15 protein-coding genes are annotated in these 15,695 nt (G+C 71.3%); 4 read left to right on the top strand and 11 right to left on the bottom strand.

Annotated elements, in window-relative coordinates:
* Positions 1 to 7: 7 nt before the first annotated feature.
* The 3 genes from fxsT to AB0B68_RS05765 form a co-directional block, all read right to left on the bottom strand.
* Positions 8 to 3,208: an FxSxx-COOH system tetratricopeptide repeat protein gene (fxsT, locus tag AB0B68_RS05775; RefSeq protein WP_357258019.1), complete on the bottom strand. Its 3,201-nt coding sequence runs from the start codon at positions 3,206 to 3,208 to the stop codon at positions 8 to 10.
* Positions 3,205 to 4,179, bottom strand: a complete 975-nt coding sequence (locus AB0B68_RS05770; RefSeq protein ID WP_357206539.1) for a trypsin-like peptidase domain-containing protein — start codon at positions 4,177 to 4,179, stop codon at positions 3,205 to 3,207. The genes fxsT and AB0B68_RS05770 overlap by 4 nt, the downstream gene beginning before the upstream one ends.
* Positions 4,180 to 4,242: 63 nt before the next feature.
* Positions 4,243 to 4,674, bottom strand: a complete 432-nt coding sequence (locus AB0B68_RS05765) for a CU044_2847 family protein (protein WP_357206541.1) — start codon at positions 4,672 to 4,674, stop codon at positions 4,243 to 4,245.
* Between the two features lie 70 nt (positions 4,675 to 4,744).
* Between AB0B68_RS05765 and AB0B68_RS05760 the strand changes: the two genes are divergently transcribed.
* Positions 4,745 to 5,509 (top strand): class I SAM-dependent methyltransferase, encoded by a 765-nt coding sequence (locus AB0B68_RS05760; RefSeq protein WP_357206543.1) that lies wholly within the window; start codon positions 4,745 to 4,747, stop codon positions 5,507 to 5,509.
* A 171-nt stretch (positions 5,510 to 5,680) separates the two neighbouring features.
* Here AB0B68_RS05760 and AB0B68_RS05755 read toward each other — a convergent pair whose 3' ends face one another.
* A complete protein-coding gene (locus AB0B68_RS05755) occupies positions 5,681 to 6,226 on the bottom strand; it encodes a hypothetical protein (protein ID WP_357207208.1) in 546 nt (181 codons plus the stop codon).
* A 139-nt stretch (positions 6,227 to 6,365) separates the two neighbouring features.
* Here AB0B68_RS05755 and AB0B68_RS05750 point away from each other — a divergent pair, with 139 nt between their 5' ends.
* On the top strand, positions 6,366 to 6,707 hold the full coding sequence (locus tag AB0B68_RS05750; RefSeq protein WP_357258017.1) for a hypothetical protein: 342 nt from the start codon (positions 6,366 to 6,368) through the stop codon (positions 6,705 to 6,707).
* 11 nt (positions 6,708 to 6,718) lie between these two features.
* Here AB0B68_RS05750 and AB0B68_RS05745 read toward each other — a convergent pair whose 3' ends face one another.
* From AB0B68_RS05745 to AB0B68_RS05730, 4 genes are all read right to left on the bottom strand, one after another.
* A complete protein-coding gene (locus AB0B68_RS05745; RefSeq protein ID WP_357258015.1) occupies positions 6,719 to 7,186 on the bottom strand; it encodes a ribose-5-phosphate isomerase in 468 nt (155 codons plus the stop codon).
* Positions 7,187 to 7,273: 87 nt separating this feature from the next.
* Positions 7,274 to 8,473, bottom strand: coding sequence for a DUF1015 family protein (locus AB0B68_RS05740; RefSeq protein ID WP_357258013.1), 1,200 nt, complete (start codon positions 8,471 to 8,473; stop codon positions 7,274 to 7,276).
* Between the two features lie 89 nt (positions 8,474 to 8,562).
* Positions 8,563 to 9,078 carry a hypothetical protein gene (locus AB0B68_RS05735; RefSeq protein WP_357258011.1) on the bottom strand — a complete coding sequence of 172 codons (516 nt, stop codon included), beginning with the start codon at positions 9,076 to 9,078 and terminating at the stop codon, positions 8,563 to 8,565.
* 181 nt (positions 9,079 to 9,259) lie between these two features.
* Positions 9,260 to 9,886, bottom strand: coding sequence for a disulfide bond formation protein DsbA (locus AB0B68_RS05730; protein ID WP_357258009.1), 627 nt, complete (start codon positions 9,884 to 9,886; stop codon positions 9,260 to 9,262).
* 221 nt (positions 9,887 to 10,107) lie between these two features.
* Here AB0B68_RS05730 and pepN point away from each other — a divergent pair, with 221 nt between their 5' ends.
* Both pepN and AB0B68_RS05720 read left to right on the top strand, forming a co-directional pair.
* A complete protein-coding gene (pepN, locus tag AB0B68_RS05725) occupies positions 10,108 to 12,657 on the top strand; it encodes an aminopeptidase N (RefSeq protein WP_357258007.1) in 2,550 nt (849 codons plus the stop codon).
* A gap of 85 nt (positions 12,658 to 12,742) precedes the next feature.
* Positions 12,743 to 13,306 carry a Uma2 family endonuclease gene (locus tag AB0B68_RS05720; protein WP_357258005.1) on the top strand — a complete coding sequence of 188 codons (564 nt, stop codon included), beginning with the start codon at positions 12,743 to 12,745 and terminating at the stop codon, positions 13,304 to 13,306.
* A 68-nt stretch (positions 13,307 to 13,374) separates the two neighbouring features.
* Here AB0B68_RS05720 and AB0B68_RS05715 read toward each other — a convergent pair whose 3' ends face one another.
* The 3 genes from AB0B68_RS05715 to AB0B68_RS05705 form a co-directional block, all read right to left on the bottom strand.
* Complete coding sequence (locus AB0B68_RS05715) at positions 13,375 to 13,782, bottom strand: DUF5130 family protein (protein WP_355010142.1); 408 nt, start codon at positions 13,780 to 13,782, stop codon at positions 13,375 to 13,377.
* Entirely contained in the window at positions 13,769 to 14,065 is a 297-nt protein-coding gene (locus tag AB0B68_RS05710) for a hypothetical protein (RefSeq protein ID WP_196930456.1), read from the bottom strand. The genes AB0B68_RS05715 and AB0B68_RS05710 overlap by 14 nt, the downstream gene beginning before the upstream one ends.
* A gap of 75 nt (positions 14,066 to 14,140) precedes the next feature.
* Positions 14,141 to 15,604 carry an amidase gene (locus tag AB0B68_RS05705; RefSeq protein ID WP_357258003.1) on the bottom strand — a complete coding sequence of 488 codons (1,464 nt, stop codon included), beginning with the start codon at positions 15,602 to 15,604 and terminating at the stop codon, positions 14,141 to 14,143.
* Between the last annotated feature and the right edge of the window lie 91 nt (positions 15,605 to 15,695).

The raw sequence follows: 15,695 nt of genomic DNA, 5'->3' as shown, positions 1-15,695 counted from the left end.
TGAGGCGTCAGGTCAGCCCGACGGTCTCGATGTCGCACTCGATGCGCCGTTGACCGCGCGCGGCGTCCACCTCCGGGTGGTCCGGCCCGAACAACGCCTCCAGCGCCGCGGCAGCCTCGTCGAGCAGCTCGCGGCCCCGAGCCTCCTCGCCCACCTCGATCAGGTCGACCGCCGCGTTGACCGCACAGTAGAGCGTGTACGGATGCCCCGACCCACGCAGGCGACGTGAATCCTCGAGGATCGCCTCGGAGAGCGCCTGCGCCTGCTCCAGCCGGTGTGACCGGACCAGGTTGATCGCCTGCGCGGAGCGCGCGCTCAGCAGGTACGGATGGGTGGGCGGCAACGATTCGCCCATCGCCTGCAAGGTGGCCGCACCCAACTCCCGCGCCTCCCGGTCGAAGTTGCGAGCCCGCAGGATCACCCCGAGATTGACAGCAGCGCAGAGCGTGACCGGATGCCGCTCCCCGAAGACGGCTCGGAAGGTGGCGTGCCCCTGGGCGGCCAGGGCGTACGCCTGGGTCGCGTCGCCCGCCGCGCGCATGGCGTTGGCGCAGGTCATGCCCGCCTCCGCGGCCAGCACGTGATCGGTCCCGAATCGGCGGGTCACCAGCCGGTAGTTGGCCGCGCCCTCGGCCACGGCGGCGTCGAGCCGCCCGGTCTTGCGCAGGCAGGCGATGTGGATGCAGGTGGCGCGCAGCACGGTGAGGTGCTCCGCGCCCAGCAGCGACCGCTGCACCGGCAGGGAGCTGTCCAGCAGTTCCAGGGCGTCGGAGTACCGGCCCAGGAGGTAGAGGTCGCGGGCCTGGGCCTCCTGCGCCAGCACCAGTGAATAGGTGCCGTCCTCCGCGGCCGCACCGGCGTGCCGCGCCACTTCGAGGTTGAGTTCGTACGCCCCTTCGAAGTCACCGCTCAGGCGAAGGTTGATCGCCATCGAGTTCATCACCCGCAGCGTGCTCGGATGCCCGTCGCCGAGCACCCGGCGGTGCACGTCGAGGTTGCGCCCGTCCAGGTCGGCCGCCGCCGCGAAGTCGCCGAGGCGCCGCAGGTCCGCGCCGACGCTGTTCGCCGCGCCCAGCGTGTACTCGTGTTCCTCACCGAGGCTCGTCCGCATCCGTTCCAGCGCTTCGAGGCCGAACGTGGCCGCGCGCGGGTCGGCGAGCAGCCGCAGGGCGTCCGCGTACCGTCGCATCGCCAGCAGGGTCAGCGGATCGCCGCTGCGCTGGCCGTCCGGACCGGGCTGGTCCCAGGCGGCCAGGATCTCCTCCGCGAAGTCCCGACAGCCTTCGAAGTCACCCAGGTTGTAGATGTAGCGCAGCTGGTCCATCGCCGTCCGGCGGGCGTCGATGTCACCGTGGATCAGACCGGCGACACGGACGTGCGGCGCGATGTCGGCATGGCGGGGCCAGGTGCTGCGGTCGTCGGGAAAGCCCGGGTTGGCGGCGGCGAGCAGCCGGCGGGCGTTCGTCAGCGGGCTGTCGTCGCCCTGCTCGGCGAGCCCTTCCCGGATGACCGCCTGCACCAGTCGGTGCACCTGTACGTGCCGGCTGGCATTGTCCGCCTTGGCGAGCCCGAGCGACGCCAGTTGCCGGATGGCCCGGGCTATGTCGTTGCGCTCCTGGAGGCTGGTGCGCAACGGTTCGTCCAACCCGGCGCGGCGCCCCTCCCAGAGCAGGCGCATCGGAACCGGGTCGGGGCTGAGGAAGGCGAGCAGCTGGATCAGCTGCGCGGCGGCCGGGTTCTGCTCGCGTACCGCGGCGAGCGCCATCGACACCACGGTCAGCACGGTGCCCCGGTACTGCCGGGGTTGCCCCTCGCCCAGCAGCTCCCGAGCGTGTTCCTTGAGGTCGACGAGGTATTCGTCGACCGACGACAGCATGGTGAGCAACCAACTGACGGCTTGTTCCAGGGCGAGTGGCAGGTCGCCGAGCTCGGCGGCGAGCCGGCGGGCGTCGTCGGGGCTGGTCGCGGGACGCCGCTTGAGCAGCAGTTCCACGCTCTCGGCTCGGGTGAACACGTCGACGTCCAGGGTCAGGGCGCTCGCCGACCAGGCCATGTTCCGTGACGTGACGAGGACGTGGCCGCGTTCGCCGACGAGGTTCGACGAGGGCATGAGCGGGGCCAACTCGTGCGGGTCGTCGGCGTTGTCGTAGACCAGCAGCCAACTGAGCGAACTCGTCGACAGCGAGTCGAGGACCGTTCGCACGGTCTGCTCCAGGCTGGCGCTCGCGGCCAGGCCGAGCCGCTCGCCGAGGGCCGCGATCGAGGTACGCAGCGCAGTGAGATCCTCCGCGGCCATCCACCAGATGAGCTGGTAACGGTCCGCGTACCGGTAGGCGAACTCGACAGCGAGCTGGGTCTTGCCGACCCCACCGACACCGCGCAGCGCCGCTTCCGGCAGCACCGAGGCCCGGTGCTGTGACGACAGCAGCTCGTCGAGCGCGACGAGCTGCTTCTCCCGGCCGGTGAAGTACAGGTTGCGCGGTGGGACGCCGCCCCGGATGAGAGTTCGGGATCGCTGGGGCGTCGTCTCCTCGATGATGATCGTCCTGCGCATGTCGGATTCAGGTTCCTCTCCACCGGCCTCGGCCGGTGCCGCCTGGTGCGGGGATCGTAGCGACGTCCAGTGCGTCTTCGCAGCCACGCGCAGATCGTCGAGGTCGGCGGTGGTGAGCCGAAGGACCGCTGCCGCCTCCCGCAACCACTGCTCGAGCGGCTTGCTGTCCGACTCGATGCCGGCGAGGACCAGGCCCGCCAGCGCCACGACGGCCGGGACCTGCCAGTCACCCACCGGTTGCCAGCCGACGGCCTCCACCAGGTCGGGCAGGTCCTCCGCTGACAGCGGATGATCCGCGACTGCCGTGACGGCGTCGGTCAGCACCTCGGGCGGGACGTCCGCGAGCAACTGCGCGAGGAGCCAGGAGAGGTGGATCTGCTGGGCGGAGGTGACCGCGCTGGCTCCCGGATGGAAGTTGGCGATGACCTGCAACAGCATCGACACGCCCCGGGGTTCCTGAGCGCAGGCGCGCACGATGCGGTAGACGTCGTACCGGACCTCGGAGTGCCGGGGCACCGACAGTCGCTTGCGCAGCTCCCCCTCGACCTCGTCGAGGTAGAGCGAACGGGTGTTCCCGTCATTGATCGAACTCATCGAGAGCAGTGCGTCGCAGATGGCCTGCACCTGGGCGCTCGGCATCCGGGGCGTCGTCACCGATTGTCCTCCGTACCCGTCAGCAGACCGAGGCTCTCGGCAAGGTCACGGAAGGCCCGCAGTGGCGTACTCGCCGGCCCTTCCGTCAACAGCAGAACGCGATAGAGAGCCGCGATCCCGTCCTCGTATTCTAAGCCCGTCCGAATCAGGCCGAACATGTCGAGACCCAACGGCCCGAATGGTCTCACCATCCGACCGATGTGCGGCGGCAGCGACTGAATGACCAATTGACGACTGTCGGGGTGCCGGAGTATTGGGATTTCCTCCAGCAGTCGGGCCAGCGCCATCTTCTGCGCGAATGAGAGCGGCGTGGGCGCCGGTCGAGGCGTCGCCCGGGTGTCGGCCGCCAGCGGGCCGAGCGGCAGCAGGGCAGGCGGCAACAGGCCGGGCGGCAGCAGGGTGCGCCACTGCCCGACGGGCGACATCCAGCCGACCAGCTGCTGGCCGACGCTCGCGCGGGCCAGCACCATGCCCACCACGGCGCCATCCGACGCGTACACCCCGGAACCGCTGAACCCCCTGTCGATTCCGGCCGTGGCAGGGGAAAGTCGGTCGAGTTGACGCCATCCGGTGCCGACGTCGACCGGACCGACGGCCCGCGCCAGCACCATGACGGACGCCGGGGTGTTGGCCGGAAAGCCCACGATCCGCACATCGAACTCGTCGTCGCCACGATCGGCCAGGGTGGCGGGGGCGGACGGCAGCGGTGTGGTGCAACGCAGGACCGCCAGGTCGCCGTCGCCGGCCGGGCCGACGCCCCGGGACCAGGTCACCTCGGCGGCGACCCGGGTGCCGGGGTGGCTCGGTGTGTCGACGAGCACCTCGGGCGGGCCGGTCCCGGTGCCGTCATCGACCACATGCCAGCAGGTCAGCACCAGGTCAGTGGTCAACTGGATGCCCGCGCCGACGACCGACGAGGACTGGCCACCGAGTATCCGCACCCGGCCGGCGAGCGACCGGGTGCCGGTCATCCGTGCTCCGCCAACGCCAACCACTCGGCCGGGGCGGCCGGAGGGCGGAGGCCGACGTTGCGCTCAGTCATGCGCGGCGTTCTCCTGCGCGTCGGGCCCGTCCTCATCCGGCGACGGCAGTGCGGGGACGGGCGAGGTCCAGATCAGCTTGACCTTGAGGTGGCCCTGTGCGCTGGTGCGAGCGACGACGGCACCAGCCTCCGCGGTGAGGGTGACGCCGATCTCGACCTCCACCTGATCGGGGCGCACCGCCACCCCGCGGACCACGCCCAGCGCCGCGTCGAGCGCGGGTTTGATGTGGGCCAGTGCCGTTTCCAGCGTCTCCCGGGCGGGGCGGATCCGGTCGAGCAGACCAACCCGTTCCAGATCGGTGCCAGCGTGTTCCTCGACGAGGAGAACGCCCTGATCAGTTTCGAAACGAAGGAGATCCGCCACGTGACAAATTCTCACCGAAAGATCGTTCGGAATTGGTGTCAGATCACTGACAGGAGTCATTGCATGCACCCTGCGCCGACACGGGACACATCCGCTTGCCATCACCACTGCCGCCTGTCAGCCTGACGCAATGCAGGACACGGCGACCTTCCAGGATCTGCTCCGAGAAGGCGTCGACGCGTCCGTGGACGGTTGGGACTTCTCCTGGTTCGACGGCCGCGCGACAGAACAGCGGCCGTCCTGGGGATATCTGAAACTCATGACAGCCCAGATGAGGGTTGCCCGCGCCGCGCTGGACATCCAGACCGGCGGCGGCGAGGTGCTCTCCGAGGTGCCGGCATTCCCCCCGTTGACAGTGGCCACCGAACACTGGCCGCCCAACCTCCAACTGGCCCGACGCGCGCTCGAACCGCGCGGCGTGCGGGTGGTCGACGTTGCCGAGGACGCTCCGCTCCCGTTTCCCGACGAGACGTTCGACCTGGTGGTGAGCCGGCATCCCAATGTCGTGCTCTGGGACGAGATCGCACGGGTGCTCACTCCCGGCGGGCGGTACCTGGCCCAGCAGATCGGCCCCGGGTCCAACCGGGAGCTGGCCCAGTTCCTCACCGGTCCCCGCGAGATCAGTGACGAACGCAGCCCGGCCCGCGCCGCCGCCGACGCGCGAGCCGCCGGCCTGGTCATCGACGAGCTGCGGCACGAGGCGCTGCCGACCACCTTCAACGACGTGGCAGCGGTGGTGCACTTCCTCCGCAAAGTCATCTGGACGGTGCCGGACTTCACCGTGGACCGTTACCGGGCCCGGCTCGCCGATCTGCACGACCACATCCGTCGCCACGGGCCGTTCGTGGCCCACGCCCAACGCATCCTGGTCCGGGCGCACAAACCCCGGCACTGAGCGAACGGCTCCACGACATCGGGATCACGCAAGCCCACGAAGGAGTACCGGTCGGACCGGCCGGCCACGGATGAACCGCGGCCGGCCGGGTAAGCAGCGACCTTGCCTGGTGGGGAGACGACCGGGTGCACGGGTGGGCGGTCCTGGACCGGCCCGCCCGTGCACGCCCGGTCAGTTCGAGGAAATCCAGTTCCAGGCCGAGACGACCCACTCGGTCTGCTGGAGCCACGCCACCCCGAGGCCGACGAGGAACACCGCCGTCGCCAGGTGCGCACCTCTGGCGCTGCGCCGGACCCGGCCCAGCTGCCGCTCCAGCACCACCCGGCCGACCAGCCGGAACAGGGCGAACAGGCCGGCAGCCACCAGCAGGCTGAGCACCAGCACCAACAGCGGGCCGCTCAGGTCACCCTGGCCGGACAGCGCCCAGATCCCCCAACACACGAACGCGAAGAGGCCTGCCGCAGCGCTCCACTCACCGCCGCGCCGCAGCTGCGCCATCCGCGAGCTGAGCGAGCGGCGGGGCACCGATCCACCGGGCCAACCGGTGCCGGTCGGCTCCTGCTCGACCACCGGGAACGGCTCCGTGCGCGGGGTGCGTCGCTCGCCCACCGGAGCGACCCCCCGGCGGAACCCGTCACGCTGCGGCGGCACCCCGACGCCGGCCTGCGGTGGCACCTCCACGGTCCGCTCCGCCCACGGCTGCGTCTGGTCTGCCATCTCGTCCTCCCCCTGACCGACGGCAACAGCACCGCCTTGATTCGAGGGTAGCCAGCCGGCAAATCGGTCGCCGACCCCGGCCGGGGCGCGCGGCCTCGCGACGGTGCAGGATCCAACCGGGCCAGGGTACGGTCGGCTGATGGGTGACCCCGACCGACGACGGCGACGGCTGCGCCACCACGCCGACACCGAAACGGCCAGACCGGGTGCGGACGGCCCGACGGTCAGCACGCCGGGCGTGCACGACGGTGACGAGCCGCCGCCGCGACGCAGGAGCACGGGCGGCGACGAGCGCGACGGTGAGCGGGGGCTGCGCGGGTTGGTCGGTTCCGGCTCGTCCCAGGTGGGACTCAGCGCCGCGCTACGGGCCCGGGACGCGGCCCGCCCCACCGACGACGACCTGGCCGAGGCGGAAGCCCGGGTGGTGGTCGTCCGGCGAAACTGGGTGCCCCGCGAGGAGCTGCCCCGCTCGCAGCGCTGAGCGCCGCACGGTCAGGGCAGGTCGGGCAGCTTCCGGGTCCGCTCGTACTCGGCCACCTGGGTGATCCGACGAGCGTGCCGCTCGTTGCCGGAGAACGGCGTGTTCAGGAACGCCTCGACGATGGCGGTCGCCTCGTCCAGCGTGTGCTGGCGGGCACCGATGGCGACCACGTTGGCGTCGTTGTGCTGGCGGGCCAGCTGAGCTGTCTCGACGCTCCAGGCCAGCGCGGCGCGGACCCCGGCGACCTTGTTCGCGGCGATCTGCTCACCGTTGCCGGAGCCACCGATGACCACTCCGAGGCCCGTCTCGTCGGCCACCACCTGGTCGCCCGTGTGCAGGCAGAACGTGGGGTAGTCGTCGTCCGGGTCGTAGCTGTGCGGGCCGACGTCGACCACGTCGTAGCCCTGCATGGCCAGGTGGCTGGCCAGGTGCACCTTCAACTCGAAACCGGCGTGATCGGATCCCAGGTAGACGCGCATACCGGGCAGTCTGTCAGGCCGCGCTCGGGGACGTCACACGGGCGGCGTCCCCGAGCCGGGTTCGTCACACGGTCGTGGGGATGACGCTCAACGCGGCAGCTCGGCGACGACCAGGCCGCCGCGCGCCTTCGGGGTGAACCAGGTGCTCTTGCGGGGCATCTTCTCCCTGGCCAGGTTGACAGCGACGAAATCCGCCACTGTCACCGGCGCGATCAGGATGGCCAACTCGGCCCGGCCGGCGTCGACCTCACCGGTGAGCCAGCTCGCCGGGTAGTCGCCGCCGACGTAGGTGATTCGCTTGTCGCCCGGGTCCAGACCGAGCGCGTCACGCAGCACCAGCCGCTCGACCAGAGCGTGGTCCAGGTTTTCCAGGCGGGCGGAGGCGGTGGCGGGAAGGCGTACCGCGTACCCCTGACCGTCGAGGCGGAGGTGCACGGTGCCGCCGGCCGCCGGGACCTCGACAGGGCCGTTGATCGGCTCGACCTCGGCGCCCGCGGCCCGCAGCCGGTCGAGCAGCTCGGCCGGAGTGGTGGTCAGCTCGCTGACCAGCCGGTTGTACGGCTGGATGGCCACCGACGCGGGGGTGGTGACCACGGCCAGGAAGCGCGGCAGCCCACCGGTCTGGGCGGCCAGGCTGCGGTGGTTGCCGTCCGCGACGACCAGGTCCCCGCCACCGGCGAGAGCCGTGAGCGTGGCCTGCTCCGGGCCGGGGCCGAGCAGCCAGATGGCGTGCGTGCGCCCCGCCTGGTCGGTGTCCGTCGCGGCGGGCGCGCCGGCCGAGTCGGTCGCCGCCGCGAGCGCGGCGTGCAGTTCGTCGCCACGACCGGTCTGGAGCAGGAGTACGGGTGAGAGCAGGTGCCCCAGCGCGTCGGCCAGCGCCACTCGCTCGCGCACCTTTGCGATGAAGACGTCCTCGTTGCGGATGACCAGGCCCGGCTCGTCTGCCCGGGTGGAGATCTGGTCGGTGTCCACCATCGCGAACAGCCCGTACGCCGGCTCCTCGCCGGGCGCGCTGATCCGGTAGAGCACCACCACCTGCTCGGCGGGGGTGTAACTGCCGTCGGCCTTGGCCTCGGCGAGGCGGGCCACCGCGTCCGGCAGCGCGTCGAGGAACGACTTGCCCAGGCTCTGCGGGGCGCGATGCGGCATTTCGATGCCGAGAGCGCTGTGCGGGTTCGACCCGATGATCGCGGTGATCTCCGCGTCGTCGGCGAACTCGTCGTAGTTCTGCGCGCCGGTGCCGCCAGTGGTGACCCAGGCCCGGGTGATCGGATGCACGACCGTCATGCCCACTGACGCTACCGGCGACGGTGTCGCCACCGACGGGGACCCGCGGTGCGTCCACCAGATGAAAGCGCCCGGAAGGGCCCGGCTGGTCAGCCGGCGCGGTCGGAGGTGCCCCGGCGGTGCCTACCCGCGCTCACCGGCCCGCCGTTGCCACGCCGACCGGTCCCGATCGGCCCGCTGTTCAGGGCGCGGCGGGGCGACGCGGGCGGCCCCGGCACGGGACGGTCGGGAGGAGGCGTCGGAACGGGCCGAGGGTTCAGCGGCGGCGTCGGCACCGGGCGCGGAGGAGCCGGCGCCGGCGGCGGAGGAGCCGGTTCGGCCGGTGCCGCCCCCGACGGCACCAGCGCCGGCGCACTGGTCGGCACCGCGTCGACTGACGACGGCAGTGGATCGACCGCCCTGGGCGGGGTGAGCCGGGAGGTCACCGGCACCCGCGCCACGCCCACCACGATGGGCGGCGCGAGGAGATCCACCAGGTGGGCGGGCAGGTCCGGGCGGACCGTCGGCCAGCGGGAGTAGTCAACGGACCAGTAATCCGCGCCGGGAGTCTCGATCACCCCCTGCCGGGTCAGCTGATCGTCACCTGACGCACGGTGCTTGGCCATCGGGATTTGCCTCCACGAACTGCGGCGTGCGGCCCTTCGGGTCGCTGCGGCGGACACCGAGGGAAACGACGCCGCCCGCCTCCCGGTGACGCCACGACCCACCGCCGACCTCGGCGGAGGACGAGAAACGCCCCCGACCGCGCGACTGACGAAGCACGGACGGGGGCGCGGTGGTCGTCGCTCAGTCGAAGATCGGGCTCTGCTCGCGGGTGCGCTTGAGCTCGTAGAAGCCCGGGGTGCCGGCGACCAGCAGCACGCCGTCCCACAGCCGGCCGGCGGCCTCCCCCTTCGGAGCCGGGGTGATCACCGGGCCGAAGAACGCGACCGGGACGCCGTCCGGGCCGGGCGCGTGCACGACGGGAGTGCCCACGTCCTGCCCGACCGGGCGCATGCCCGCCTCGTGGCTGGCCCGCAGTGCCTCGTCGTAGTCGGTGCTGTCGGCGGCCGCGGCCAGCGCCGGGTCGAGGCCGGCCTCGGTGAGGGCGGCCACGTACAGCTCTGGACCGCGCTCCTGCTTCTGCAGGTGGATCCGCGTGCCGAGCGCGGTGTAGAGCGGGCGCAGCACGTCGTTGCCGTGCAGTTGCTCGGCGGCGATGCAGACCCGCACCGGGCCCCACGCGGTCTTCAGGAACTCCTTGTAGTCCTCGGGCAGCTCGTCCCGGCCGTCGTTGAGCACGGCCAGGCTCATCACGTGGAAGCGGATGTCCACATCCCGGATCTGCTCGACCTCGAGCAGCCAGCGAGAGGTGATCCAGGCCCACGGGCAGGCCGGGTCGAACCACATGTCGGCGGTGACACGTTCGGTCACTGTGAGATCCCTTCGCGACGGGTGGCGCCGACAGGTCGGCGTCTCAGGAGAATCTTCACCCCGCAGCACATCGACCGGCACCCGAATGAGAGCGTGACCTCGGCCACCGCGGGCTGCCCGTACATGGAAGACTCGAATCGGGCCAGCCGTCACGAGCGGTAGGCGAACGGGCGCCGCCGGGCGTACGGCGACATGTGGGATGGAGACGAACAGTGCCGGGAGTGCGCAACCTGACGCAGGTCGAGGCGACCGAGCGGGCACGCCTGCTCAACGTGACGGGGTATGACATCAGTCTGGACCTGTCCAGCGCCGTGCTGGCGGCCGACGGCCGCACGTTCCGGTCGACGACCGAGGTCCGGTTCCGCTGCTCCGAACCGGGTGCGAGCACCTTCATCGAGCTGGCCGCCGAGTCGGTGCGGTCCGCGACGCTGAACGGCACGCCCGTCGACCTGTCCGACTGGTCCGCCGAGAAGGGCCTGACCCTGTCCGGGTTGGACAGCGACAACGTCCTGGTGGTCGACGCCGACTTCGGTTACTCGAACAGTGGTCAGGGTCTGCACCGGACGGTCGACCCGGTGGACGGCGAGACGTACCTCTACAGCCAGTTCGAGACGGCCGACGCCCAGCGGGTGTACGCCTGCTTCGACCAGCCCGACCTGAAGAGCGTCTACACCTGGCACGTCACAGTGCCGGCGCACTGGCGGGCGGTCTCCAACATGCCGGTGCAGCGGGAGGAGCCGGCCGGTAAGGCGCTCAAGACGCTGCACTTCACCGAGTCGCCCCGGATGAGCACCTACATCACGGCGATGTGCGCCGGGCCGTACCACGAGGTGCGCGACACGCACGACGGCATCGACCTGGGGGTCTTCTGCCGGGCGTCGATGGCCCAGTACCTGGACTCCGACGACCTGTTCCTGATCACCAAGCAGGGCTTCGACTTCTTCCACGAGAAGTTCGACGTGCGCTACCCGCTGCCGAAGTACGACCAGCTCTGGGTGCCCGACTTCAACGCCGGCGCGATGGAGAACTTCGGCTGTGTGACGCACGCCGAGTCGCACTACCTGTTCCGCTCGCAGGTCACCGACTTCGAGTACGAGCAGCGGGCCAACACGATCCTGCACGAGCTGGCCCACATGTGGTTCGGTGACCTGGTCACCATGCGCTGGTGGAACGACCTGTGGCTGAACGAGTCGTTCGCCGAGTGGGCCAGCCACTGGTGCAACACGAACGCGACCCGGTTCAGCGAGGCGTGGACGACCTTCCTGTCGATCCGGAAGAACTGGGGCTACCGGCAGGACCAGCTCTCCTCCACCCACCCGGTCTACACCGAGATGCCGGACATGGAGGCCGTCGAGGTCAACTTCGACGGCATCACCTACGCCAAGGGCGCGAGCGTGCTCAAGCAGCTCGTCGCGTACGTGGGTGAGGAGCCGTTCGTGGCCGGGCTGCGGGCCTACTTCGGCAAGCACGCCTGGGGCAACGCCACCTTCGACGACCTGCTCACCGAGCTGGAGACCGCATCCGGGCGGGAGCTGCGCAAGTTCGCCGCGCAGTGGTTGGAGACCGCGCAGGTCAACACGCTGCGTCCGGAGGTGACCATCGGGGCCGACGGCACGTACGAGCAGGTGCTGGTGCGCCAGGAGGCCCCGGCGGCGTATCCGACGCTGCGGACCCACCGGATCGGTGTGGGCCTGTACGACCTGGCCGACGGGCGGTTGGTCCGTCGGGAGCGGTACGAGGTGGACGTGAGCGGCGAGCACACGGATCTCGCCGCGCTGCGTGGCGTCCGGGCCGCCGACGTGTTGCTGCTCAACGACGACGACCTCAGCTACACCAAGCTGCGCCTCGACGAGCGCTCGATGGCGACAGTGGTGCAGCACATCGGTGGCTTCGACTCGTCGCTGGCCCGCGCGCTCTGCTGGACCGCCGCGTGGGACATGATCCGCGACGCCGAACTGTCCGCCCGCGACTACGTGGCGCTGACGCTGAGCGGGCTGCCCGCGGAGACCGACATCAACCTGGTCACCGCCACCCTGCGGCAGGCGACCACCGCGCTCACCCTGTACGCCGACCCGGCCTGGGCGCCGACCGGCTGGGCCGACCTGGCCCGTACCGCCCGCGACGCACTCGCTGCCGCCGAGCCCGGCAGCGGGTTCCAGTTGGCCTGGGCCCGTGCGTTCACCTCGGCGGTCCGCTCCGAGGAAGACCTGGCCACGCTGCGCGGTTGGCTGGACGGCACCGGCATGCCGGCCGGGCTGACCGTCGACACCGAGCTGCGCTGGTCGGTCCTCGCCGCGCTGGTGGCCAACGGTGCCGCCGGCACCGCCGAGATCGAGGCGGAGCTGAGCAGCGACCGCACGGCCAGCGGCGAGCGGGAAGCCGCGTACGCGCACGCGTTGATGCCGACGGCCGAGAACAAGGCCGCCGTGTGGGCCCTGCTCACCGGCCCGGACGCGCTGCCCAACTGGCGGCACCGGGCGCTGTTGCAGGGGTTCGCCCACCCGGCGCAGGTGGAGCTGGTAGCCCCGTACCGGGAGCGGTACTTCGCGGCGGTCGGGCAGGTGTGGGCCACCCGGGACAGCGAGCCGGCGCAGGAGTTCGCCCAGCTGGCGTACCCGACCTACCTGGTGGAGGACGACACGGTCGCGGCCACCGACGCGTGGCTGGCCGGTGACGGGCACCCCTCCCCGCTGCGTCGGCTGGTGGCCGAGGGCCGCGACGGTGTGGTGCGGGCGCTGAAGGCCCGCGCGAAGGACGCCCAGAGCGCCTGAGCATCGAATACGCGGCCCCGGGGCCGGCGTGGGTGTGACTCCGCGCCGGCCTCGGGCGTTATCGTGACAGGAGGAGGTGGACGTGATGGCACCGCCGACCTACGAGTGGCGGACACCCGCGCGCGCGTGGCGCGAGCAGGACCTATCCGACCTGCCTGAGGATGGGAACCGCTACGAGATCATCGACGGGAGCCTGCACGTGACACCGCCCCCGGGTTACGGGCATCAAGAGCTGGCGGATGAACTACGGGCCGCCCTTCGAGCGGCGGTGCCCGCTGGATGGCGGGTCATCCGGGAGGCAGGGCTTCGAATGGCCGGGGGAAACCTCATCCCCGACGTCACGGTGCTGAAGCCGACAGCCCCCGCCGACGGCACCTGGGTCGAAGCAGAGGATGTGGCGCTCGTCGTCGAGGTGGAATCACCGGGTAGCCGTCGGCATGACCGGTTCACCAAGCCAGCGCTCTACGCCGAGACCGGCATCCCCGCCTACTGGCGCGTAGAACGTGGCGATTTCGGTCCGGTGATCTACCGGTACGAGTTGGTGAAGGGGGTGCACTACAACCTGCTCGGCACGGTCGGCCCCGACGATGTAGTGCAGATCGACGAGCCGTGGCCGATGCGCCTCGATCCCTCGGCCTGGCCCCGCTGAAGCAAGCCCAGACACACCGAAGCCCGGCACGCTGCGAGCGGGCCGGGCTTCGTCGTACGAGGAAGGGCTCAGCCCTTGCCGGCGTGGCTGGCGAGCTGGTCGAGGCCGTTGATGATGCCGCCGGCCAGGTCACCGCCGCTGAACGCGCCGACCATGGAGAGCGCGGCCAGCTTGGCGTACGTGTCGGGGATGCGCTTGCGGGCGTACCGCCCGGTGATGATCTCCAGCTGGCGCTGGTTGGGCGACACGGCGATCAGCACCGACTTGTCGGGCTCGGCGAGCTGACGGTGCAGCCGCTGGGCGTGCTCACGGATCGGCTCGTCGAGACCACCGACGAAGACCGAGAAGACCAGACCGGTGCCCCTGTCGGCCAGGCGCAACGCCTCGTCGATGCGCAGCAGCTGGCGGGTCGAGAACGGCCCGTCGAGCACCTCGGGCGGATTTTCCGACCCGGCCTGCTTTTCACCAACGGTCACTTGCGCCTCCGGTTCCACCGGCCGGCGCCTCGACGCTGGCCTGCTCAAGCTTGTGGCTGGTCAGCGCGGGCGCCTGCGCCCCCGCCGTCAGCGCGGTGCCGGCCGAGTCGGCCAGCTGCTCCGGACGGCCCAGGAACCAGACCGGAGTGAAGTCGAAGGGCCGGCCCGGACGGTAGCGCTTGGCACCACCGCCACCGCCGGTGGCACCACCGTGGCTACCGGCGTACGACAGGCCGGCGATGACCAGCACCGCAGCCAACGGGATGCCGACGAAGACCAGCAACGTCTCGGTAACAGACAATCCCAACGCCCCCAGGCGGAAGAAGGACGACAGTGGAAAACCGGGTCGGATGGACGATCACTCTGCCGACCGCCCGACTCCGTCACCATTCACGTTAGCGGAGTCGACGGCCCGCCAGATTGCGGGGTGCCGATCCCATCCGTCACTACAGTTCTCCAGTTGCGCAGCGGTAGCAATGAGCCGCGCGTCGTCGCCGTACCGGCCGGTGAGCAGCACCCCGACGGGCAGTCCGTCGGTCGTGGTACCCAGTGGCAGGGATACGGAGGGATCGCCGGTGACGTTGAAGATGGCGCAGTAGGGCGAGAACCGGCGTTGCCGGTCGAAGTCGGCGGCCGGGTCCGCGTCGGCGGTGAACCAGCCGACGGGTGCCTGCGGGGTGGCCAGGGTGGGACACAGGAGCAGGTCACAACCGGCGGTGCGGCGGGCACCGAGGCGCACCTGCGCCTGCAACTCCCCGAGGGTGGCGGTCAGGGTCCCGGCGGAGATTTCCGCGCCCCGGGCCCGGAGCAGCCGGGTCAACGGCAGCAGCTCCGCCTCCCGCTGCGGTGGCACCGGGGCGAGCGCCAACACGTACCAGAGAGTCTCGAACAGCGGCCACACCGCCGGCCCGAGCGGCGGCGGCACCTCGACCACCTCGTGGCCGGCCGCCGTGAGCAGCGCGGCGGCCCGGTCCACGGCGGCCACGCAGTCGGGATGCACAGGTTCTTCGGCGAGCATCGGCGTGGTGAACCGGCCGATCCGCAGCGGGCCGGGCTCGGCCCGGCGCGCGACGGCCAGGTAACCGCCGGGCGGCGCGGGCGGCGGCAGGTACGGCTCGCCGGGGACCGGAACGGCCATGACGTCGAGCAGTGCGGCGACGTCGGTGACCGTCCGCCCGAGCGGGCCGGCGGTGGGCAGGCCGAACGCGCCGGAGCCGATCGGCCCGCCGGAAACGAGGCCCCGACTGGGCTTGTAGCCGACCAGGCCGCAGAGCGACGCCGGGATGCGCAGCGACCCACCGCCGTCGGATCCCTGGGCGACCGGGACCAGCCCGGCCGCGACCGCCGCCGCCGAGCCGCCGCTGGAACCGCCCGCCGTGTACGCCAACTGCCACGGGTTGCGGGCCGGCGGCGCGACCCGGCCCTCGGAGTAGAGCGAACAGCCCAGCTCGGAGGTGGTCGTCTTGCCCAGGCTGACCAGACCGGCGGCCTTGATGAAGCGGACCACGTCGGCGTCGACCGGCGGGACGAAGTCGACGAAGGCGGCCGAACCGAAGGTGGTGCGAACCCCGGCGGTGAGCGTCAGGTCCTTGATCGCGGTCGGCACGCCGTGCAGTGGGCCGCGCTCCTCGTGGGGCACCGCGTCGGCGGCGCGCGCGGCCTGCCGGGCGAGGTCCGGTGTGACGGTGACGAACGCGCCCACGGTGTCCCCGAGCGCCGCGACCCGGCGCAGGGAATGCTCGACCAGGTCGACGCTGGACAGCTCGCCGCGGGTGATCGCGGCGGCCTGTTCCAACGCGGTCAGGTCGTGCGGCTCGGCCATTACGCCATCCTGCCGGCAGTCGGCCCTTCGCGCAGCCGACACGCGCCGGAGACCGGAAACGGACCAACCGGATGCCCACCGCACCCTTGAC

The sequence above is a fragment of the Micromonospora sp. NPDC049049 genome (assembly GCF_040649115.1).
Lineage (GTDB): Bacteria > Actinomycetota > Actinomycetes > Mycobacteriales > Micromonosporaceae > Micromonospora.
Note: the sequence above shows the minus strand (reverse complement) of the source record. Positions and strands in the feature narration are given on the sequence as shown.